The sequence below is a fragment of the Xanthomonas arboricola pv. juglandis genome, assembly GCF_905367715.1.
Lineage (GTDB): Bacteria > Pseudomonadota > Gammaproteobacteria > Xanthomonadales > Xanthomonadaceae > Xanthomonas > Xanthomonas arboricola.
Map to the genome: position 1 here is coordinate 3,658,681 of NZ_HG999362.1, position 21,917 is coordinate 3,680,597.

Annotated in this window: 17 protein-coding genes; 8 read left to right on the forward strand and 9 right to left on the reverse strand. The window is 66.3% G+C overall.

From position 1 onward, the window contains the following. Positions 1-58 precede the first annotated feature (58 nt). The 5 genes from otsB to KHN93_RS15890 all read left to right on the forward strand — a co-directional run bounded on the left by otsB (position 59) and on the right by KHN93_RS15890 (position 9,482). Positions 59-817 carry a trehalose-phosphatase gene (gene otsB / locus KHN93_RS15870; RefSeq protein WP_047129187.1) on the forward strand — a complete coding sequence of 253 codons (759 nt, stop codon included), beginning with the start codon at positions 59-61 and terminating at the stop codon, positions 815-817. 48 nt (positions 818-865) lie between these two features. Beyond that, entirely contained in the window at positions 866-2,644 is a 1,779-nt protein-coding gene (locus KHN93_RS15875; protein ID WP_024939413.1) for a glycoside hydrolase family 15 protein, read from the forward strand. Further along, a complete protein-coding gene (gene otsA / locus KHN93_RS15880; RefSeq protein WP_024939412.1) occupies positions 2,641-4,008 on the forward strand; it encodes an alpha,alpha-trehalose-phosphate synthase (UDP-forming) in 1,368 nt (455 codons plus the stop codon). Before KHN93_RS15875 ends, otsA begins: the two co-directional genes overlap by 4 nt. 621 nt (positions 4,009-4,629) lie before the next feature. Next, positions 4,630-7,068: a glucose/quinate/shikimate family membrane-bound PQQ-dependent dehydrogenase gene (locus tag KHN93_RS15885; protein ID WP_212579661.1), complete on the forward strand. Its 2,439-nt coding sequence runs from the start codon at positions 4,630-4,632 to the stop codon at positions 7,066-7,068. A 545-nt stretch (positions 7,069-7,613) separates the two neighbouring features. Next, positions 7,614-9,482: a methyl-accepting chemotaxis protein gene (locus tag KHN93_RS15890; protein ID WP_211920708.1), complete on the forward strand. Its 1,869-nt coding sequence runs from the start codon at positions 7,614-7,616 to the stop codon at positions 9,480-9,482. Positions 9,483-9,746: 264 nt separating this feature from the next. Here KHN93_RS15890 and KHN93_RS15895 read toward each other — a convergent pair whose 3' ends face one another. From KHN93_RS15895 to rluD, 4 genes are all read right to left on the reverse strand, one after another. Beyond that, entirely contained in the window at positions 9,747-10,172 is a 426-nt protein-coding gene (locus tag KHN93_RS15895; RefSeq protein WP_104559892.1) for a thiol-disulfide oxidoreductase DCC family protein, read from the reverse strand. Between the two features lie 70 nt (positions 10,173-10,242). Beyond that, the gene (locus KHN93_RS15900) at positions 10,243-10,767 is read right to left on the reverse strand and encodes a DUF4166 domain-containing protein (protein WP_104559893.1); all 525 of its coding nucleotides are present in this window, start codon (positions 10,765-10,767) and stop codon (positions 10,243-10,245) included. A gap of 2 nt (positions 10,768-10,769) precedes the next feature. Then, on the reverse strand, positions 10,770-11,585 hold the full coding sequence (gene pgeF, locus KHN93_RS15905; RefSeq protein WP_211920710.1) for a peptidoglycan editing factor PgeF: 816 nt from the start codon (positions 11,583-11,585) through the stop codon (positions 10,770-10,772). Position 11,586: 1 nt separating this feature from the next. Next, positions 11,587-12,582 (reverse strand): 23S rRNA pseudouridine(1911/1915/1917) synthase RluD, encoded by a 996-nt coding sequence (gene rluD / locus KHN93_RS15910; RefSeq protein WP_102251444.1) that lies wholly within the window; start codon positions 12,580-12,582, stop codon positions 11,587-11,589. A gap of 120 nt (positions 12,583-12,702) precedes the next feature. On the opposite strand from rluD, the gene KHN93_RS15915 reads away from it, so the two are divergent. Then, on the forward strand, positions 12,703-13,584 hold the full coding sequence (locus tag KHN93_RS15915; RefSeq protein WP_024939405.1) for an outer membrane protein assembly factor BamD: 882 nt from the start codon (positions 12,703-12,705) through the stop codon (positions 13,582-13,584). 322 nt (positions 13,585-13,906) lie between these two features. Then, a complete protein-coding gene (locus KHN93_RS15920; RefSeq protein WP_211920712.1) occupies positions 13,907-14,893 on the forward strand; it encodes a glycoside hydrolase family protein in 987 nt (328 codons plus the stop codon). A gap of 9 nt (positions 14,894-14,902) precedes the next feature. Here the strand turns inward: KHN93_RS15920 and KHN93_RS15925 are convergent, their stop codons facing one another. From KHN93_RS15925 to KHN93_RS15935, 3 genes are all read right to left on the reverse strand, one after another. After that, the gene (locus tag KHN93_RS15925; protein ID WP_047129196.1) at positions 14,903-16,543 is read right to left on the reverse strand and encodes an NAD+ synthase; all 1,641 of its coding nucleotides are present in this window, start codon (positions 16,541-16,543) and stop codon (positions 14,903-14,905) included. Positions 16,544-16,744: 201 nt separating this feature from the next. Then, entirely contained in the window at positions 16,745-17,566 is an 822-nt protein-coding gene (locus KHN93_RS15930; protein WP_244812130.1) for an MBL fold metallo-hydrolase, read from the reverse strand. Positions 17,567-17,779: 213 nt separating this feature from the next. Continuing rightward, complete coding sequence (locus KHN93_RS15935; protein ID WP_166768961.1) at positions 17,780-18,424, reverse strand: DsbA family protein; 645 nt, start codon at positions 18,422-18,424, stop codon at positions 17,780-17,782. Between the two features lie 80 nt (positions 18,425-18,504). On the opposite strand from KHN93_RS15935, the gene KHN93_RS15940 reads away from it, so the two are divergent. Next, complete coding sequence (locus KHN93_RS15940) at positions 18,505-19,446, forward strand: LysR family transcriptional regulator (RefSeq protein ID WP_211920718.1); 942 nt, start codon at positions 18,505-18,507, stop codon at positions 19,444-19,446. A 214-nt stretch (positions 19,447-19,660) separates the two neighbouring features. On the opposite strand, the gene sucD is transcribed toward KHN93_RS15940, so the two are convergent. After that, positions 19,661-20,536 carry a succinate--CoA ligase subunit alpha gene (gene sucD, locus KHN93_RS15945; protein WP_011038208.1) on the reverse strand — a complete coding sequence of 292 codons (876 nt, stop codon included), beginning with the start codon at positions 20,534-20,536 and terminating at the stop codon, positions 19,661-19,663. Positions 20,537-20,560: 24 nt separating this feature from the next. After that, positions 20,561-21,730: an ADP-forming succinate--CoA ligase subunit beta gene (sucC, locus tag KHN93_RS15950; protein WP_039519379.1), complete on the reverse strand. Its 1,170-nt coding sequence runs from the start codon at positions 21,728-21,730 to the stop codon at positions 20,561-20,563. Positions 21,731-21,917: the final 187 nt, after the last annotated feature.

The following is a 21,917-nucleotide window of genomic DNA, read 5'->3' on the forward strand; positions in this document are numbered from 1 at the left end:
CCCCACTCCCCGCTGTTGCATAACCTGAATATCACATCGCCTTGCGCACACTAGCGCGATGGCAGACGTGCACTCCCCCCTTCCGTCGCCGCCATTGCTGGACGATGCCTGCGCATTGTTTCTGGACGTGGACGGTACTCTCATCGACTTTGCCGACAGCCCCGAGGCTGTGCGGCTCCTGCCCGAGGTCCGCGCGGCCATCGGCCAGTTAAGCGACCGCCTGCAGGGCGCCGTGGCACTGGTCAGCGGCCGACCGCTGTCGCAACTGGATGCCTTGTTCGCGCCGTTGCTGCTTCCGGCCGCCGGCCTGCACGGACACGAACTGCGCAGCGACATCGCCGCACGCGCAGCGATGCCGCAGGACACCTCCGAGTGGCTGCATGGCCTGCATCAGCGTGCCGCCGCACTCACGCACCGGCACCCCGGCGTGCTGGTCGAAGACAAGGGCGTCAGCGTCGCGCTGCATTGGCGCGCACAGCCGCTGGCCGGCCCCGACGTGCTCGCTTTTGCGCAGCAGGAAATCGCCCAGCTTTCCGGATACCGCCTGCAACCGGGCGATCACGTGGTCGAATTCGTCCCCGAAGGCAGCAACAAGGGCCTGGCGGTCGAACAGCTGATGCAGCAGGGCGCATTCGCCGGCCGCACGCCGGTGTTCGTCGGCGACGACCTCACCGACGAATTCGGTTTCGAAGCAGCCAATCGCCTCGGCGGCTGGAGCGTGCTGGTCGGCGATCGCGCCGAAACCAGCGCGCGCTTCCGCGTCAACGGCACCGCCGACGTGCATGCGTGGCTGCAACGCAACGCGCGCCAGGCCTGAGCGCGGCGCGCCTTCCCCTCTTTTCTTCAAAAGGATCGTTCGCACTCCATGACCGAGCCAAACCTGGATCTGGGCGTCATCGGCAACTGCAGCTTTGGGGCATTGGTCGATCGGCAGGCACGCGTGGTGTGGAGTTGCCTGCCGGCCTTCGACGGCGACCCGGCGTTCTGTTCGCTGCTCTCGCCCAAGCGCGAAGGCGGTGACTTTGCAGTGGAGCTGGAGGACTTCGCCAGCAGCGAGCAACACTACCTGCCCAATACCGCAGTGCTGCGCACCGTGTTGCGCGACCACCACGGCGGCGAAGTGGAAGTCATCGACTTCGCACCGCGCTGGCGCAACAACGGGCGTTTCTATCGGCCCGTCAGCATCATCCGGCAGATCCGCCCGCTCGCAGGCAACCCGCGCATCATCGTGCGCGCCCGCCCGCTGGCCGACTGGGGCGGGCGCAGCCCGGAAACCACCTGGGGCAGCAATCACATCCGCTGGGTGCTACCCGAATTCACCCTGCGCCTGACCACCGACGTGCCGGTACGCTTCGTGCGCGACGGCCTGCCGTTCGTACTCAGCCACCCGGTCAACCTGGTGCTGGGCGTGGACGAATCGCTGACCCGCTCGCTCACCGGCTACGTGCAGGAAGCGCAGGAACGCACCGAAGAATACTGGCGCGAATGGGTGCGCTACCTGTCGATTCCGCTCGACTGGCAGGAAGCGGTGATCCGCAGCGCGATCACGCTCAAGCTGTGCCAGTACGAAGACAGCGGCGCCATCATCGCGGCGATGACCACCTCGATCCCGGAAGCGCCCAACACCCCGCGCAACTGGGATTACCGCTATTGCTGGCTGCGCGATGCCGCGTTCGTGGTGCGTGCGCTGAATCGCCTGGGCGCCACCCGCACGATGGAGCAGTTCATCGGCTACATCTTCAATATCGCCACCGCCGACGGCACCATGCAGCCGCTGTATGGCATCGGTTTCGAATCCCAGCTGGAAGAGCACGAAGTCGAAACGATGGACGGCTACCGCGGCATGGGCCCGGTACGCCGCGGCAACCTGGCCTGGATCCAGCAGCAGCACGATGTCTACGGCAGCGTGGTGCTGGCGTCCACCCAGCTGTTCTTCGACCTGCGCCTGAAGGACCAGGGCGATGCGGACACCTTCCGCCGCCTCGAGCCGCTGGGCGAGCGCGCCTTCGCGCTGCACAACGTGCCCGATGCCGGCCTGTGGGAATTCCGCGGCCGCGCCGAAGTGCATACCTACACCGCTGCGATGTGCTGGGCCGCCTGCGATCGCCTCTCCAAAATCGCCGACCGGCTGGTGCTGCCCGAGCGCAGCGTGTACTGGCGCGAGCGCGCCGACACCATCCGCGAACGCGTGCTGGACGAGGCGTGGAGCGAAGAGCGCGGCCATTTCACCGATACGCTGGGCGGTCATCGCCTGGACGCATCGCTGTTGCTGCTGGCCGATATCGGCATCGTCGCCAACGACGACAGCCGCTTCGTGCGCACGGTCGAAGCGGTTGGCCGCGTGCTCAAGCATGGCGATGCGCTGTATCGCTACATTGCACCGGATGACTTCGGTGAGCCGGAAACCAGCTTCACCATCTGCACGTTCTGGTACATCGACGCGCTGGCCGCGATCGGTCGCAAGGAGGAGGCGCGTGAATTGTTCGAACGCATCCTCTCGCGCCGCAATCACCTCGGCTTGCTGTCGGAGGATCTATCGTTTGAAGACGGCGAAGCCTGGGGGAATTTCCCCCAGACCTATTCGCACGTGGGCTTGATCATCGCAGCGATGCGCTTGTCGCGCAGCTGGCAGGAGGCGTCATGAGTCGTTTGGTGGTGGTATCCAACCGCGTTGCAGTGCCCGGCGAAAACCGCGCCGGCGGACTGGCGGTTGGTCTGTTGGCTGCGCTCAAGGAGCGCGGCGGTGTGTGGTTCGGCTGGAGCGGCAAGACCGTGCGCGGCGACAGCGGCGGCATGCACGAGCAGACCGAGGGCGACATCAAGTTCGTCACCATGGACCTCAACAAGCGCGACATCGATTCCTACTACAACGGGTTCGCCAATCGCACGCTCTGGCCGCTGCTGCACTTCCGCCTGGACTTGGTCGATTACGACCGCGCCACCCGCGAAGGCTATATGCGCGTCAACCGGCTGTTCGCAGAAAAGCTGGCGCCGTTGTTGAAGGACAGCGACACGCTGTGGATCCACGATTACCACATGATTCCGCTGGGCGCGATGCTGCGCGAGCTGGGTGTGGGCTGCAAGATGGGCTTCTTCCTGCACGTGCCGATGCCCTCGGCCGACCTGATGCAGGCGATGCCGGATCACGCGCGCTTGTTCAGCACGTTCTACGCGTACGACCTGGTCGGCTTCCAGACCCAGCGCGATGCCGAGCGCTTCAAGGCCTATGTGCGCCTGTTCGGCGGCGGCCGCATTCTCGACGGCGACATCGTCGAAGGCCCCGGCGGGCGTCGCTTCAGTGCTGCGGCGTTCCCGATCGGGATCGATACCGACCTGATCGCCAACCAGGCCAAGGCCTCAGTCGGCAAGCAGGCGGTGCGCGACCTGCGCGAAAGCCTGCGCGGCCGGCAACTGGCGATCGGCGTGGACCGGCTGGATTATTCCAAGGGCCTGCCGGAACGCTTCCAGGGTTTCGAGCGCTATCTGGAGCGTTATCCGGACCAATCCGGCAGCCTCACCTATCTGCAGATCGCGCCGGTATCGCGCGGCGACGTCAATGAGTATCGCCAGTTGCGTGGGCAGCTGGAGCAGATCGCCGGCCATATCAACGGTGGACATGCCGAGCCGGATTGGACGCCGCTGCGCTACGTCAATCAGAACTTCAGCCATGCGACGTTGACCGGTTTCTATCGCGCGGCCTCGGTCGGTCTGGTCACGCCGCTGCGCGATGGCATGAATCTGGTCGCCAAGGAATTCGTTGCCGCGCAGGATCCGCAGAATCCAGGCGTCCTGGTGCTGTCGCTGCTGGCCGGTGCAGCCGATGAAATGAAGGAGGCACTGCTGGTCAATCCGCATGATCTGGACGGCGTGGCCGACGCGATCGCAACCGCAGCAAGCATGCCGCTGGCAACACGCATCGAACGCTGGAGCGCGATGATGGATCACTTGCGCAAGAACAACATCAACCACTGGCGCCAGCGCTACCTGCAGGCACTTGCAGATATCTGAATCAGGTTTCCGCAAGCTGTCAGCACCATGCTGTTGGCAAACAGAAGCGCTGCGCATCTGCAGCGCGCCCCTTCTCCCCTCGGGAGAAGGTGCCCGAAGGGCGGATGAGGGTACGCGTGCACGTACAAGTGGACGTGCACGTACAAGTGGAAATGTCCGAAGCGCAAACTCCAGCTTCTACAAATCTCCACTCCCGAATGCCAAATCCCCGCCTCACCGCTTGAGTCAATAACTCAATAGAACTACGGCAGGATCCTGCATTTGCCACCATGCGAATGCACCCAACACCGCCTGACACCCACAGCAATCTCCAGCCGTATCGGATTTAAGCAATTCCAGCGCCCCGGATGCACAGCCTGGAACGCTGGTTCTTATTCCGTCACGGACACAACCGTCATTGCGGTTTAAAATATTCACATGAGTAGCGCTGAGGACCCTGGGAGGGGCTGCGCGTTCATATCCCGGCGTTCTGGTTTAGGACGTTTTTGTTAGATCGTGGCCGCCCTTTGCCAGCCTGTGATCTTGCTCCCTCCACGACTCGCCACCGCCTGCCGGTGCCTGGGTCCTTCCTGACATCTCAAAATGACTGATCAATCCTCAAAACGTGGACTAGGCACCTGGTTGCTGGTGGTCTATGCCGTGGTGATCGCCGTGCTCGGTGCGGTGCTTGCCTACCAGGGCGGCCGCCTGGTCGCCGTCGGTGGTTCCTGGTATTACCTGCTGGCGGGCATCGGCCTGTTCCTGGCCGGCGTGTTGCTGGCGCTGGGCAAGCGTGCCGGCCTGTGGCTGTTCGGCGCCACGCTGGCGGCCACCATCGCCTGGGCGCTGTGGGAAGTGGGCCTGGATGGCTGGGGCCTGGTCCCGCGTCTGGCCTGGATGTCGGTGCTGGGGCTGGTACTGCTGCCGTTCTGGGGCGTGGCCCGTCGCCGCATGCAGCCGCTGTCGGGACTGGGCTATGTGCTGGTGACCGGCGTGCTGCCGATCCTGGGCGCGACGCTGATCCTGTGGCCGCTGCTGGTGCCGCGCAATGTCGAACTGGCCGATGCCTCCAAGCTGCCGGCCGAGAACGCGACGCCGTTCAGCCGCGCCAACGTGCCCAGCCCGGACGGTAACGTCGCGGCCAATCACGATGCCAGCAACTGGACCTCGTACGCCGGCTCCAACCTGTCCAACCACTACACCCCCGGTGCGCAGATCACGCCGGAGAACGCCAAGAACCTGAAGGTGGCCTGGGAGTTCCATACCGGCGATCTGAAGCCGGCCGGCTCCAAGCTGGGCTACGCCTTCCAGAACACCCCGCTCAAGGTCGGCGACCTGCTCTACATCTGCACCCCGACCCAGAAGGTGATCGCGGTGGAAGCGGCCAACGGCAAAGAGCGCTGGCGCTTCGACCCGCAGACCAACCCCAAGGCGATGGCCGGCGTTGCCGCCACAACCTGCCGCGGCGTGTCGTACTACCAGGCGCCGCAAGGCACCGCCGAGTGCCCGACGCGGATCTTCTGGCCGATGGTCGATGGCCGCCTCGGCGCGCTGGACGCGCAGACCGGCAAGCTGTGCACCAGCTTCGGCAATAACGGCTTTGTCGATCTCAACGCCGGCACCGGCAACACCAAGCCGGGCTTCGTCGGCCCGACCTCGCCGCCGGTGGTGATGCGCGGCGTGGTGATCCAGCCCACCGGCCAGGTGCGCGACGGCCAGGAAGGCGATGCGCCGTCGGGCGTGGTGCGCGGCTTCGATGCGCTCACCGGCCAGCTGCGCTGGGCCTGGGACCTGGGCAACCCGGCGATCACCGCCGAGCCGCCGGCCGGGCAGACCTATACCCGTTCCACCCCGAACGTGTGGTCGCTGATGGCAGCCGACGACGAGCTGGGCCTGGTCTATCTGCCGACCGGCAATGCCTCGGGCGATTTCTTCGGCAAGGGCCGCACCCCGCAGGATGAGGAATACACCGCCTCGCTGGTTGCCGTGGATGCGGCCACCGGCAAGGAGCGTTGGCACTTCCGCACCGTCAACCACGACCTGTGGGATTACGACATCGGCCCGCAGCCGAACCTGGTCGATTGGCCGGTCGCCGGCGGTGGCACCCGTCCTGCGGTGATCCAGGCCACCAAGTCCGGTCAGGTGTTCGTGCTGGACCGCGCCACCGGTGCGCCGCTCATGCCGGTCAAGCAGATCGCCGTGCCGCAGGGCACCGATCACGGCGACTGGACCGCGGCCACGCAGCCGATCTCGCCGGGCATGCCCAATACCGTGGGCGCACCGAGCCGCGAGTACGAAACCATCGTCGAATCCGACGCCTGGGGCATGACCCCGTTCGACCAGCTGGCCTGCCGCATCCAGTTCAAGCAACTGCGCTACGAAGGCATGTTCACCCCGCCGACCCTGCAGGGCTCGCTGGCCTTTACCGGCAACCACGGCGGCATCAACTGGGGCGGCGTCTCGGTCGATCTGCAGCGCGGCATCATGGTGATGAACAGCAATCGCCTGCCCTACACCCTGCAGGTCTACACCCGCGAAAAGATGAATGAACTGGGCGTGGTCTCGGTGTTCGACGGCAAGAGCAAGACGCCGGGCTACATGGCGCAGAAGGGCCTGGCCTACGGCGCCCGCAAGGAGCCGTGGATGTCGCCGCTCAACACGCCGTGCGTGGCACCGCCGTGGGGCTACATCTCCGGCGTGGACCTGCGCACCCAGCAGGTGATCTGGCGGCGTCCGCTGGGCACCGGTTACGACCAGGGCCCGATGGGCATCCCGTCCAAGACCAAGTTCGAGATCGGCACGCCCAACAACAGCGGCTCGCTGGCCACCGCCGGCGGCGTGACCTTCATCGGCGCGACCCTGGACGACTTCATGCGCGGCTTCGACACCCGCACCGGCAAGCAGGTCTGGGAGACCCGCGTGCCGGCCGGCCCGCAGGCCGCTCCGCTGAGCTACACCATCGACGGCAAGCAGTACATCGTGGCCGCCGTGGGTGGACACGACCGCATGGAAACCAAGTCGGGCGACAGCGTGATCGCCTGGGCGCTGCCCGACGACGCGGGCGCCAAGCCGGCGAAGTAAGCCGGTGTAGCGTCAGCTAGTTAGGTATCGATAGACCGGTCATCGTGAGATGGCCGGTTTTTTTTTGGGGAATCGGGAATCGGGAATCGGGAATGGGAAAAGCGCTTTGCTGTCGTTTTTATGGGCTCGGCTTGATTGAAGACGCGCTCGATTCCCGATTCTCCATTCCCGATTTCCGGCTCTTCGATGCGTGTTCGTGGCCTCGCACTGATGGCGCCGCTGGCCAGTCTTGGTCGCGTGCATGCGATCGGACTCCGTAGTGTCGAGGTCTACGAAGTGTTTACGGAGCCCGCCGATATTTCACGTGAAATTTACAATTGTAAGACCGGTATCCGGTTGCAAATCACGGTTCCGCAGTGCATCGGGCCGCACTGAAACCGCTTCCAAATCAATTACATCGGTGTTTTCGGGGGTCTGGTCGACAGATTCCGACGAACGGTGATTTCACGCCGTCATGATTCGGGCTCGGCCGCCGATACCCCATAGCAGCCCATGCAGCGCAGGACGCCGCTCCCCACTCCGAATCACTCAGTTGGACTCAGCCTATGTCGCCCTCACCCGATGCCACCGCCGTCTCCCGCCCGCCTTCCGGCCGGAACATTGCGCGTGCCAGCACGGCCGCATGGCTGCCTGCCGCTACACAGATCGGGCTGCTGGGCTTGCTGACGCTCTACGCCGCCACGCTGCTGCCCGGCAGCATCTGGGCCGGGCTGGGCCGCTTGCTACCGGCGCTGCTGGTGTTCGGCGCGGCAAGTGCCGGGCTGTGGTGGTGGGCGCGCCGTCGCGGTCTCGCGCAACTGCAACAGGCGATCGGAACGGTGACGGCCATCGGTGACGGGCGCTTCCAGCGTCTGGATCTGCGCAACGCCTCCGGCGAACTCGCGCCGTTGCTGCACGTCCTGCAGGCGACCCAGGACAAGCTGGCCATCCGCATCGATGTGATGGAACAGGGGCTGCGCCACGGCCAGTTCGTGATCAAGGCGCTGGACGATCTGGACACCATGATCCGCATCGCCGACGACGACGGCCAGGTGCTGTTCGCCAACCGCAAACTGCTGGCGATGCTCAAGCTGATCGAGCCGGATGTGCAGAGCTTCCGCCCCAGCTTCCATGCCGAAGGCTTCGTCGGCGGCAGCATCGGCGACATCTATCCCGACAGCCAGGCCGCGATCGACCGCATGCGTGCGCTGACCGCCTCCAAGGCGGTGCGCGCGCCGTTCTTCGGCCGCCAGATCGACTTCGTCTACAGCCCGATCATCGCCGCCGACGGCACCAAGCTGGGCACCATCGCACAGTGGATGGACGTCACCGCGCAGGTCAACGCCGAGCAGGCGCTGATCCAGATCATCGATGCCGCCGCGGCCGGCGATTTCAGCCGGCGCATGCAGATCGACGGCATGGACGGCGTGCTGCTGTCGCTGGCGCAGGGCATCAACCGCATCTACGACTCGGTGGAAACCCACCTGGCCGCGTTGGCGCGGGTGATCGGCGCACTGGCCGAAGGCGACCTCACCCAGCGCGTGGATGGCGATGCGCACGGCATCTTTGCGCGCCTGCGCGACGACACCAACCAGACCGTGACCCGGCTGACCGAGATCATCGGCGGCATCCAGATCGCATCGGACACGATCCGCCGCGCTGCGGTGGAAATCGCCGCCGGCAACACCGACCTGTCCGAGCGCACCGAGCAACAGGCCGCCAATCTGGAAGAAACCGCCAGCTCCATGGAAGAACTCACCTCCACCGTGAAGCAGAACGCCGACAGCGCGCTGCAGGCCAATCGGCTGGTGGCGGGCACCGGCGAAGTCGCGCAGAACGGCGGCCAGGTGATGGACGATGTGGTGTCCACCATGGGGCAGATCAGCACCGCCTCGCGCAAGATCGGCGAGATCATCGGCGTCATCGACGGCATCGCCTTCCAGACCAATATCCTGGCGCTCAACGCCGCGGTGGAAGCCGCACGCGCCGGCGAACAGGGCCGCGGCTTCGCGGTGGTCGCCTCGGAAGTGCGCGCGCTGGCGCGACGCTCGGCCGATGCGGCCAAGGAGATCAAGACGCTGATCGCCGACTCCACCGACAAGGTCGAACTGGGCTCGGGCCTGGTGCACCGCGCCGGCGCGACCATGCGCGAGATCGTCGGCTCGGTCAAACACGTCACCGACATCATGAGCGAGATCACCGCCGCCAGCGCCGAGCAGTCCAGCGGCATCGAACAGGTCAACCGCACCGTCGCGCAACTGGACGAAGTCACCCAACGCAACGCCGCGCTGGTGGAAGAAGCCACCGCCGCCGCGCGCAGCCTGGAAGAACAGGCCGTGGAACTGGCCGATGCGGTGTCGATCTTCCGCCTGCAGCCTGCGCACAGCGGCAGCCCTAAAGCAGCGCCCGCAAGCTTCAAAAACGCAGCCGCGTAAGCCACCGGCACGGAATCACCGTAGGAGCGCACCCGGGCGCGACAAAGCTTTCCCGGTAACGCCCATCGCGCCCAGGTGCGCTCCTACACAAAGCAGGCGTGCCTGTCCGCCACCACAGATCCAGCGCACGCGGCCGAACAACACTCCGTATCAACAAGCCATCATAGAAATCAGCGCGCAGTCGTAGGAGCGCACCCGGGCGCGACGAAGCGTTATCGATAACGCCCGTCGCGCCCAGGTGCGCTCCTACGTTTAGCTGGGGCGCTAGTCGAGAAACCGCTCGCGCTGTTCCGGCGTCGGCAGCATGCAATGCTCGGTACGACCGAACCAGCGATAGCGATGGCGTGCGATCAGGCGGTAGCCGATGTCGCGCACGCGACGCGGCACCACGCGCAACACCGTGGCCAGCCGCCAGAAGCCGCCCAACCCGGCCAGCACCCGCACGATCGCGTCGCTGTCGGTCCATGCACCGCGGTCATCCACCAGCAGAAACGACAACGGGTCGTCCGGATCCAGGCCATTCCGCTGCAATAGCGCGCGTCCGGCCTGGCCCTGCATTGCGGCAAAGCGATAACGCCCGCGTCGATCGTGACGCAGCAGGAACCTGACCCAGCCATTGCACAGCAGGCACACGCCATCGAACACGATGGTCGCGGGCACAGCACCTGGCTGACGGCCGGGCGGCTCCACGCGCGACGGCTTCGAGTGAGCAGGCTCCAACCGAGACGACTCCAGCTGAGACACGTCAACGAGCGGTGGATCAACGCGGTTCAAGCCAGCCCTCGTAGCGAATGAACGGGCCGACCAGCGGCAAGTGCACGTCGACCAGGAATCCGTAACGCCCGGCGTCGGCATGCTCGCGGCAACGCACCTGCTCGAACCAGCGCGCAGGCAACCGGATCCAGCCCAATGCCCACACCCGGCTGGCCTGCCAGTACAGCGACTGCGCGTCGGCGCGCAGCGCGAATTCGAACCGCACTGCGCCCAGATGTTCGCGCAGGCGCGTGCCCTCGCGCCACAGGCGCGAATGCATCGGCAGGCCGCCAAACCGCCGATGCCAGCGCTCGCCTGTCGCGTCAGTGAGAAACTCCACTTCGACCTCCACCTCGCCACTGCGCGGCAAGCGGCTCAACAGCGCCAGTAACGGGACCAGCACATGCGTGCCGCGTTGAACCCTTGCCCGACCGGCGAAGGTCTGCCGCTGCTGCACCGAATGCAGCGCGCGCACCGGCGCAGGCAGCTGCGCGAACGCGTCCTGCCCCAAAACCTGCGCGAACAACGGCACGCTCAGGGCGCGATCCAGGCCAGCGTGGCCATGCGTCCGCTGCGACGGTCGCGACGATGCGAGAAGAAACGTTGCGGCTCGGAGATGGTGCATAGCCCGCCGCCATGGATGGCGCTGGCCGGCACACCGGCATGCTGCAGGCGCTGACGCGCCAATGCATACAAGTCCACCAGCCAATGCCCCGGGCGGGTCGCAACAAACGCGCGTTGCGCCTGCGCATCGTGCGCGACGAAGGCGTTGAACACGTCTTCACCGATTTCATAGGCCTGCGGCCCTGCGGCCGGCCCCAACCATGCCATCACCTGCCGTGGCGGCGTGCGCATCGCCGCCACGCTGCGCTCCAGCATGCCGTCGGCCAGGCCGCGCCAGCCTGCATGCGCGGCGGCCACTTCGCTGCCATCGGCAGCGGCGAGCACGACCGGCAGGCAATCGGCGGTGAGGATCGCCAGCACTACGCCGGGCACGGCGGTTACCGCTGCATCGGCGACCGGTTCCTGCGCGCCTGGCGCGACAGTGCCCGCTGCAGGCGGCTGTTCGCCGCGCGCGAGCACAGGCGCGTCGACACGCAACACCTCCACCCCGTGCACCTGACGCAGCCACTGCGGGGTGCCCGGCAGTGCCAGCGCCTCGACCAGCAGCGCCCGGTTGCGTTCCACCTGCGCAGGCGCGTCGCCATCGGCACTGTTGCGGTTGCCGAGGTTGAGCGTGTCGAACGGCGCCAGCGAGCCGCCCAGGCCGTAGCGCAGCGTGGTCAGCGCATGGATGCGTGGTGGCGCCGGCCAGTCGGCCGGCAGCACGAAGGGCCCGGCGGCGGCCACGTCAGCGGCGTGCCAGCTCGGCGGCGCGTGCGCTGTCTTCGCGCAGCGCGGTCATCAGCCGCTGCAGGTCGGCCGGCACCGGCGCGCTGGCGCGCACCGGCTCGCCGCTGACGGGGTGCAGGAATTCCAGGGTTTCGGCATGCAGCGCCTGACGCTTGAAGGTGCGCAGCTCGTGCACCAGTTCGTCGGTGGCCCCCTTGGGCAGCTTGAGCGCGCCGCCGTACAGCGGGTCGCCGACGATCGGCGACTTCAGATGCGCCATGTGCACGCGGATCTGGTGGGTACGCCCGGTTTCCAGCCGGCATTCCAGCGCGGTATGCGCGCGGAAGCGCTCGCGCAGGCGGTAATGGGTGACCGCATCGCGGCCGTCGTCACGCACCGCCATCTTCAGCCGATCGCGCGGATGGCGGTCGATCGGCGCGTTGGCGGTGCCGCCGGAGACCAGCGCGCCCACCACCACCGCCAGGTATTGGCGATGCACATCGCGTGCGGACAGCTGTTCCACCAGCGCGGTCTGCGCCTGCACGGTACGCGCCACCACCATCACGCCGCTGGTGTCCTTGTCCAGCCGGTGCACCACGCCGGCGCGCGGCACCGCCGCCAGCGCCGGGTCGCGGAACAGCAAGGCGTTGACCAGGGTACCGTCCGGATTGCCCGCGCCCGGGTGTACCACCAGCCCGGCCGGCTTGTCGATCACCAGCACCTGGTCGTCTTCGTACAGCACGCTCAGCGGGATGTCCTGCGGCGCGGCGTGGGTCTGGGTTTCCAGCACCACCTGCACCTGCACGCTCTCGCCGCCGCGCAAGGTGTCGCGCGGGCGCGCCATTTCCCCGTTCAGCAGCGCATCGCCGGACTTGATCCACTCAGACAGGCGCGAGCGCGAGAATTCGGGGAACAGCTCGGCCAGCACCGCGTCGAAACGGCGTCCAGCGGCGTTGTCGGGCACGATGGCCTGGCGGATGGACGGGTCGAGGGGGGCGGCAGATGGGTCGGACATGGACACGGGCACTCAGGCAAAAGCGGGAATTTGGCGGTCCGGGCGGCGAGAGTCAGTCGCCGGACAGGCCACTAGGCTATCATCGCGCTCTCGTTTTCCTGATGCGTCCTGCCCAGACCCATGATCCGACGGTCCACGTTTTCCGCGCCTGCGCGCCTGATTGCCCTCATGCTGGTCATGGCGTTCGTCGTCACCGGCTGCCACCGCGGCGCCAAGGACAAGAATCCCGATGAGGGCATGCCGGTCGAGCAGCTCTACGGCAAGGGCCACGGCCTGATGGAGAAAGGCAACTGGGCCGGCGCCGAAGCCAGCTACAAGCGCCTGATCGCCCAGTACCCGTACGGCCCGTACACCGAGCAGGCGATGATCGAAACCGCCTATGCCCAGTACAAGGCCGGCAAGCACGACGACACCGTCTCCAGCGTCGACCGCTTCATCCGGACCTACCCGACCCATCGCAACATCTCGTATCTGTACTACCTGCGCGGGCTGGCCAACAGCAATCGCGACACGGTGTTCCTGCGCCGCGTGTGGTCGCTGGATCCGAGCCGTCGCGACCTGTCCTCGCCGCAGCAGGCCTACAACGACTTCAACACCGTCACCGACCGCTACCCCAACAGCCGCTACGCGCCGGATGCGCGCAAGCGCATGATCGAGCTGCGCGATGTGTTCGCCCAGCATGAACTGGACAACGCGCTGTACTACCTGCGACGCAATGCCTGGGTCTCGGCGGCCGGTCGTGCCAACTACCTGCTGGAAACCTATCCGCAGAGCGCCTACCAATACGATGCAGTCGCGGTGCTGGCCGAGGCCTACACCCACCTGGGCAACAAGACCTTGGCCGCCGACGCGCGCCGCGTGCTGGAGCTCAACAGCCCGCAGCATCCGTGGCTGACCGGCGACTGGCCGAAGTATCCCTGGGCCATCCGCAAGCTCAATCCGTTCGCCGGTGAGAAGTCCGCCGCCACCGGTCAGCGCAACGCACAGATGAGCCGCGACTGAGACAGCAGTCGCCGGTGTGATGAGAAGGGGCCGCAAGGCCCCTTTTTTATTGCGGCAACGCGCCTGCGGCGGTGACGGCGCGCCAGTTGCCGCAGCACTAGCGATGCCTGGCGACAGTGACGCCTGATCGACCGGGAGATCGGCCGTCCCGCATTCCGCGCCCGCGTCCCACCCTCTCGCGCAACGCGGGGCGCGCCTGCCTGCGGCAGCTGCAGGCACATCGCCAGACCCGGCACCAGGTCACCGAACCGCGCCTGTGCGCTGCCTATACTCGGCCCTGAAGAAGATCCGACTCCCCGCTGGCGCCCGCCCAGGAGGCCGCATGTCCCGCTGCATCGCCCCGTTCCTGCTCGCCCTGTTGCTGGCGGCGATGACCACCACCGCCACTGCGGCGCCGATCGTCTACGGCGTCAACGCCCACGACAATCGTCCCGGCTATTCCATGGCCCAGGCCGAGGCCCGCTTCCAACTGCTGGCCGCACGCAATCTGCGCAGCTACCGCTTCGATGTGGACCCGCGTGACTACGCAACGCTGGATGCGCTGGTCCCGCTGGCGCGCAAATACGGCATCACGCTGCGCCCGATGGTCTACCCGATGTCGCGCGAGATCGGCTACCAGCTGGCACGCCGCTATGCGGCCGACATCAAGGTCTGGGAGATCGGCAACGAACAGGATCTGGTGCGCGCCGAGGCAGATGCCCGCATCGCGGCAATGACCACGATGTACCTGGGCATGCGCCAGGCCTCCAACGAACTGGGTGCCGGCCTGCACTTCACCATCAACATCACCGCCTGCAACAGTGACGACCGCAGCGCCAACGCACGCTGCCCCGGCGACCGCAATGGCTCGCTGTGGTTCCTGGCCAAGGCCAAGGCGGCCGGCTTCAATTTCGACCACATCAGCTTCCACTACTACGCCTTCCACCAGGATGCCGGCTACTGGAGCGCGTTGTACCTGGGCCAGCTGCGCACGGCGGCGCAGACCTACAAGACCCCGGTGTTCTTCAACGAGCTCAACTGTGCGGAGATCTACACCGGCAACACCACCGGCGGTGCGGAAGGCGACCGCGGCTGCTACGACAGCCTGGCGCAGTTGCTGCGCAACGTGCGCGACAACTATGCCGACGTGGTGTCCGAGGTGAACGTCTACGAATTGCTGGACCAGACCACCATCCAGGGCGCCGAAGGCCATTTCGGCCTGATGCACGACCTGACCCGGCCCAAGCCGACCTTGGACCTGCTCACCCGCTTCGCCCAAGCACCGGCCACCGCAGCGGTGGCTGGTGCGCCGGACGACCGACCGCAATAGCCGTTCGGGCTACTGGCCGGAATAACCATTGGTGATCGGGTAACGCCGCTCGCGGCCGAACGCGCGCCGCGACACCTTGGGCCCGGGCGCGGCCTGGTGGCGCTTCCATTCATTGAGCCGCACCAGCCGCAGCACATGCTCGACCGTGTCGGCGGCATAGCCGGCCGCGACGATGTCATCGCGCGACTGTTCCTGGTCGACGTAGCGGTACAGGATGCCGTCCAGCACATCGTACGGCGGCAGCGAATCCTGGTCGGTCTGGTTGTCGCGCAACTCGGCCGAGGGCGGGCGCGAAATCACGGCCGGCGGTATCACCGGCGCCCCGCCCACGGTATTGCGCCACTTGGCGAGGCCGAACACTTCGGTCTTGTACAGGTCCTTGAGCGGGGCATAGCCGCCGCACATGTCGCCGTAGATGGTGGCGTACCCCACCGCGTACTCGCTCTTGTTGCCGGTGGTCAGCAGCAGCCCGCCGAACTTGTTGGACAGCGCCATCAGGATCACCCCGCGGCTGCGCGACTGCAGGTTCTCTTCGGTGATGTCCGGCTGGGTGCCTTCGAACATCGGCCCCAGCGCGGCGAGCAGGCCTTCGAACGCCGGCTCGATCGCGATGGTTTCCAGCTTGACGCCCAGCGCGCGGCATTGCTCGTCGGCCAGATCGTTGGACAGGTTGGCGGTGTAGCGCGACGGCAGCCGCACCGCGGTGACGTTGTCGCCGCCCAGCGCATCGACCGCCATCGCCAGCACCAGCGCCGAATCGATGCCGCCGGACAGGCCCAGCCAGACCTTGCTGAAGCCGTTCTTGCGGCAATAGTCCTGCAAGCCACGCACCACGGCGCGCCAGGCCAACGCATCCATGCTCTCGTCGCCATCGTCCACCCACACCACGGGGGTGAAACTGCGCTCGCCGGCGGCGTAGTCCACCACCAGCCACTGATCGACGAAGGCGGCAGCGGCAGGATGCACGGTGCCGTCGCCATCGGCCACCACCGATGCGCCGTCGAACACCAGCGCGTCCTGGCCGCCGACCACGTTGAGGTAGGCAATTGCCGCCCCGCTCTCGCGGGTGCGCTCGGCCAGCAGGGCATCGCGCTGCGCATGCTTGCCGCGCTCGTAGGGCGAGGCATTGGGCACCAGCACCAGCTCGGCGCCGGCCTGCACGGTCCTGGCCAGCGGCTCGGCAAACCACAGGTCCTCGCAGATCACCACGCCCACCTGCACGCCCTTGACCGTGACCACGCAGTTGTCGCCATCCGGGTCCACGTCGAAGTAGCGGCGCTCGTCGAATACTGCGTAATTGGGCAATTCGCGCTTGCGATACGTCGCCTCGATACGCCCCTCGCGCAACACGCTGGCAGCGTTGTAGACCACGCTGCCGGCACTCTGCGGCCAGCCGACCACCGCCACGATGCCGCGCGTACTGGCGGCGATGCGCGCCAACGCTTCCTGGCAATGGGCGAGAAAACCGGGCCGCAGCAGCAGATCTTCCGGCGGGTAGCCGCTGATCGCCAGCTCGGGAAACAGCACGATGTCCGCATCGAACTCGTCGCGCGCTGCCGCGATGAAGTCGATGATGCGATCGGTATTGCGCGCCACGGCGCCGACCGGGAAGTCGAACTGCGCCATGGCGATGCGGAGCGTCTGGGACATTGGAAGGCCTATGCGAATGCAGCGGGGAAGGCGTGGCTGCGCCGCATCCCGCAACAGACCGGGATGCAGACCGGCGTCGCCGCCAAGCCTGCATTATTCCAGAAGCGCAGCGGCGTGCAGGGATCTGCCGCGCCTCGGTGTTACGCGTCCACTGCATGCACGGCGCTTGCGCGGATGATGTCCGGCTGCGTCGTTATCGCATCAACCCCACTGCAGCTCGCCGGTGGCGACCTTGGCGCCGATCTGCAATGCCAGCGTCATGCCGGCATTGGGATAGCGCGCGGTCATGGCCTTGATCAGGTCGGCACTGTTGCTGTGCCTGGCCAGCTCTTGCTCGAAGGCCAGCAGATAATCGCGCGTGTAGGCGATGGCCGAGGCATCGGTGGGCGCGCCCGGCAGCAGATGGCCGGCCACCACCACCGACGGCGAACGCGCCGCCATGCGGTCCAGCGTCTTGCGCCAGGCGGCACGGCCTTCGGCGCCGCGCGTATCGGCGGTCCACACATGCGTGCCGGAGAACACCAGCACGCCACCGACGATGGCCTTCAGTGCAGGCACCCAGACATAGCGTCGATTGGCCAGACCGTCGGCTTCGACGATCTCCAGCGCGTGGCCTTCCAGTGTGAGCGCAGGACCATCGAAGGACTCCGGCATCACGATGTCGGCCAGACGCTGCGGGCCGTTTTCCTTTAGCTGCGGGCCCCAGGTGGCCAGCTTCTTTTCGACATTGCCCTTGATCGCCGCAATGGTGGCCGAGGCGGCGACGACGCGCGCCTTGGGGAAGGCAGCCTTGATCGGCGCCAGGCTGAAGTAGTAGTCCGGGTCGCTTTGGCTGATGTAGATGGTGGTCAGCGTCTTGCCGCTGGCGCGGATCGCCTCGGCCAGCGCCTTGCCGTCGGGCAGGGTGAAGCCGCCATCGATCAGCGCCGCATCGCGCGCGCCGGAAATCAGCACCGGCGCGCGGAAGAAACCGTGCTCGCCGGCGGGGAAATGTTGATACGTCAGTGTGGTCGGTGCAGCCATGGCGGTATTCGCTCCAGGGAAGGCGGTTGCGACACTCGCAACGGCCAGGGTTTTGATGACGTCTCGTCGGGTTGGCATTGGTTTGGCCTTTGGGGATGGCGATGGTTGGGGTGAGGGTGCGGCGGAAGACAGCCAAGTCACCGGAGACGTTTGTGGGGAAAGGTCAACTGCAAGAAAGCCAACCCCATGGCGAGAAACCAGTCACCCAGATGCCTAAAAATGCCCAGCATCCAACTGCCGCAGGACGACATCGGGGTTCCCATAACCCGCCCCGACATCCAGCAACCAGCGCTTGCCGGACGACTGCGCAACCAGCGTCGGCACGCCGCGCACATCGAATTCCTGCAACAGCTCCAGCGCGGTGTCGATGCGCGCCTGTGTCAGCGCAAGCAGCTGCGCATCCGGCGCGGCAATCTGCTTTGCGGCCTGCTCCAGCCCAAGCGATTCCAGCAGGCCCACCAGCGTGTCCAGCGCGGTCACATCGTTACCCTCGACATAGCGCGCCCGCTGGATGGCCCCCAGCACCTGCACTTCGCGCGACGGAGCGACACGCGCCACCGCCGTCAGTGCCAACGTCGCCGGACCGCTGTCGAAGCGTTGCTGACGATCGCCGAGCACGCGCTGCCGATACTGGGCGCTGAAACCCTGGCCGGTCAGCTGTGCGATGCGTTGGTCGTTGGACCAGGCGTAGCCGGCGAAGGTGTCGTCCATCGCCCTGGCGCCCGCGCCCAGAAAGAGGCCGGCTGGCAGCAATTGCAGCGCGACATCGGCCCGCGCCTGCAACGCCGACACCACCGCGCTGGCGCCATAGCACCAGCCGCACAGCGGGTCGTAAATGTAGTGAACGGTGGTGGACATGGCAGCGGTATCCGGTGGCGAGGAATGCATCCTAGGCCCGCGCCGTTGACTCTTAAATACATCCGCCATAAACATACCGTATGCCAAAGACACACAATCGAAGCGAGACCGGACCAGGCGGCCTGGGCAATCTGCGCCGCCTGGCCTATTTCGTCGCAGTGGTGGACACCGGCTCCTTCACGGCGGCCGCCGAGCGCCTGGGCATCACCAAGGCGGTGGTGAGCCAGCAGGTCGCCCGCCTGGAGCGCGAATGCCGCACCTCGCTATTGGTGCGCACGACCCGCAGGGTGCGCACCACCGAACTCGGGCAGGCGTTCTACCAGCGCTGCGCGGCCATCCTGCGCGATACCGACGACGCCTTCGACGCACTCACCGACACCACCGCCGAACCGTTCGGCCTACTCCGGCTCACCGCTCCGCTGGACTACGGCGTGCGCGTGGTGGTGCCGGCGATCGCTGCCTTCACCCGGCGCCATCCGGCCTGCAAGGTCGACGCGATCCTCAGCGACCAGACCCTGGACCTGATGACGGCCAACATCGAACTTGCGATCCGCGTCGGCTGGCTGGCCGAAAGCAGCCTGCAGGCACGCAAGATCGGCGCGTTTCGGCAGTTGCTGGTCGCCCCTTCCGCGATGGCTGCGCAGCTGGCCCGAATCGCATCGCCGCAGGACATCGCCACCCTGCCCTTCGTGGCGAACACTGCCTTGCGCGATCACCAGCGCTGGCAATTCGCGCACGCCACGCATGCGCCGCAGAGTGTGGACGTGCAGCCGGGCATCTTTCTCGACGCCACCCTCGCCGTGCGCGAAGCGGTGTGCCAGGGCGCAGGCATCTCGGTGCTGCCCGATTATGTGGTCGCCGACGATCTGGCTGCCGGTCGCTTGCTGCATGTGCTGCCGCAGTGGCAGTTGCCGTCTGGCGGCATCCACGCCGTGTTTCCGGCAACGCGCTTTCGACCGGCCAAGGTGCGCGCGTTCGTGGATCTGTTGCTTGAGCTCAATGTGCAACAGCACGAGCTTTGAATCGAACGCTGCAAGCCGATCGAATCCTCCGCCAAGTCGCGACAGGCAACGGCGGCCGGCGAAGACGCTGGCACCAGCCATTGACCACGGCAATGGCCACGTCGGCCATTGCAACAAATGACTCGCCATAGACCGCTGGCCACAGTGGCTAGCCACAAAAAAGGCCGCCCAAAGGCGGCCTCTCCGACGCTACGCGCTTGCGCGCGCGGCGTGCTTACTTCACCAGCGCAGCAATCGCCGCACCCAGATCGCCCGGCGAACGGACGGTCTTGACGCCGGCAGCTTCCATCGCCGCGAACTTGCCTTCGGCAGTGCCCTTGCCGCCCGATGCGATCGCACCGGCGTGGCCCATGCGCTTGCCGGCCGGAGCCGACGCACCGGCGATGAAGCCGACCACCGGCTTCTTCACGAACTGCTTGATGTACTCGGCACCGGCTTCCTCGGCGTCGCCACCGATTTCGCCGACCATGATGATGCCTTCGGTCTGCGGGTCTTCGTTGAACAGCTTGAGGCAGTCGACGAAGTTCAGGCCGTTGATCGGGTCGCCACCGATACCGATGCAGGTGCTCTGGCCCAGGCCCACTTCGGTGGTCTGCTTGACCGCTTCATAGGTCAGGGTGCCCGAACGCGACACGATGCCGATCTTGCCCGGCTTGTGGATGTGGCCCGGCATGATGCCGATCTTGCACTCGCCCGGGGTGATCACGCCGGGGCAGTTCGGCCCGATCAGCACGGTGTCCGGATGCGAGCGGGTCAGCACGTTCTTGACGCGCAGCATGTCCAGCACCGGGATGCCCTCGGTGATGCAGACGATGACCTTGATGCCGGCCGCGGCCGCTTCCAGGATCGCATCGGCCGCGTACGGCGGCGGCACGTAGATCACCGACGCGTCGGCGCCGGTGCTCTGCACGGCATCGGCCACGGTGTTGAACACCGGCAGGTCGATATGCGTGGTGCCGCCCTTGCCCGGCGTCACGCCGCCGACGACCTGGGTGCCGTACTCGATCATCTGAGTGGCGTGGAAGGTGCCCTGCTGGCCGGTGAAGCCCTGCACGATCACCTTGGTGTTCTTGTTAATCAAAACGGACATGGATAGTTCCTTCGGTGTCGTGGATCAGGCGGCGTTCTTGACAGCTTCGACGACCTTCTTGGCACCGTCGTTGATGTTGTCGGCCGGGATGATGGCCATGCCGCTGTCGCGCAGCAGCTGCTTGCCTTCTTCCACATTGGTGCCTTCCAGGCGCACCACGACCGGGACCTTGACGCCCACTTCCTTGACCGCAGCGATGATGCCCTCGGCAATCATGTCGCAACGGACGATGCCGCCGAAGATGTTGACGAAGATGCCTTCGACCTTGTCCGAGGACAGGATCAGCTTGAACGCCTCGATGACGCGCTGCTTGTTGGCACCGCCGCCCACGTCCAGGAAGTTCGCCGGCTCGCCGCCGTTGAGCTTGATCACGTCCATGGTGGCCATGGCCAGGCCTGCGCCGTTGACCATGCAACCGATGTTGCCGTCCATGGTGACGTAGTTGATGTCCAGCTCCGACGCGGTCACTTCGGTCTCGTCTTCCTGCGTCTTGTCGCGCATGGCGATCAGCTGCTTCTGACGGAACGCGGCGTTGTCGTCGCTGTCGAACTTGCCGTCCAGTGCGTACAGGTTGCCGTCGTCCAGGATCGCCAGCGGGTTGATTTCAACCAGCGCCAGATCCTTTTCGTTGAACAGGCGATACAGGTTCACCATGATGCTGGCGAACTGGCCGGCCTGCTTGGCGGTCAGGCCGAGCTTGAAGCCGAAATCGCGGCCGTGGTAGCCCTGCACGCCTTCGACGAAATCGACGTTGAGCGAGTGGATCAGCTCCGGCGTCTCGGCGGCGACCTGCTCGATCTCCACGCCACCCTCGCTGGACGCGATATAGGTGATGGTCTTGGTGCCGCGGTCGACCAGGATCGACAGGTACAGCTCCTTGACGATCTCGCCGGCGGTGGTCACCAGCACCAGGTTGATCGGCAGCTCGACGCCGGCGGTCTGGTAGGTGGACATCTTGGTGCCGAGCATCTTGGCCGCTGCGGCCTTCACGTCGTCGGTGGTCTTGCAGAACTTGACGCCGCCAGCCTTACCGCGACCGCCCGCGTGGATCTGCGCCTTCACCATCCAGGGGCCCTTGCCCAGGGAATTGGCGACTTCAACCGCTTCGTCCGGGGTCGCCGCGACCTTGCCGGCCGGAACGGGGATGCCGTACTCGGCAAGCAGCTGTTTTGACTGGTATTCGTGGAAATTCATGCGTCACCGTGGGAAAAGGAAACGACCGCTGCGTGCAACGCAGACCGCCTGGGCGGCACGTCAAGAGACGCGAACGGGCCGCCTATTGTGGCCGACCACGCCGTGCGGCGCAAAAGCCGGCGCGCGTGGCCTGCCGTTTGCACCGCTTGCGCGCAGCCCGGCACTGTGCGCAAGCGCTGCGCGGGCC

Coding starts and splice junctions, on each gene's coding strand:
- otsB (WP_047129187.1), top strand. CDS start 59: ATGGCAGACGTGCACTCCCCCCTTCCGTCGCCGCCATTGCTGGACGAT.
- KHN93_RS15875 (WP_024939413.1), top strand. CDS start 866: ATGACCGAGCCAAACCTGGATCTGGGCGTCATCGGCAACTGCAGCTTT.
- otsA (WP_024939412.1), top strand. CDS start 2,641: ATGAGTCGTTTGGTGGTGGTATCCAACCGCGTTGCAGTGCCCGGCGAA.
- KHN93_RS15890 (WP_211920708.1), top strand. CDS start 7,614: ATGTCGCCCTCACCCGATGCCACCGCCGTCTCCCGCCCGCCTTCCGGC.
- rluD (WP_102251444.1), bottom strand. CDS start 12,582: ATGTCCGACCCATCTGCCGCCCCCCTCGACCCGTCCATCCGCCAGGCC.
- KHN93_RS15915 (WP_024939405.1), top strand. CDS start 12,703: ATGATCCGACGGTCCACGTTTTCCGCGCCTGCGCGCCTGATTGCCCTC.
- KHN93_RS15920 (WP_211920712.1), top strand. CDS start 13,907: ATGTCCCGCTGCATCGCCCCGTTCCTGCTCGCCCTGTTGCTGGCGGCG.
- KHN93_RS15925 (WP_047129196.1), bottom strand. CDS start 16,543: ATGTCCCAGACGCTCCGCATCGCCATGGCGCAGTTCGACTTCCCGGTC.
- KHN93_RS15930 (WP_244812130.1), bottom strand. CDS start 17,566: ATGGCTGCACCGACCACACTGACGTATCAACATTTCCCCGCCGGCGAG.
- KHN93_RS15935 (WP_166768961.1), bottom strand. CDS start 18,424: ATGTCCACCACCGTTCACTACATTTACGACCCGCTGTGCGGCTGGTGC.
- KHN93_RS15940 (WP_211920718.1), top strand. CDS start 18,505: ATGCCAAAGACACACAATCGAAGCGAGACCGGACCAGGCGGCCTGGGC.
- sucD (WP_011038208.1), bottom strand. CDS start 20,536: ATGTCCGTTTTGATTAACAAGAACACCAAGGTGATCGTGCAGGGCTTC.
- sucC (WP_039519379.1), bottom strand. CDS start 21,730: ATGAATTTCCACGAATACCAGTCAAAACAGCTGCTTGCCGAGTACGGC.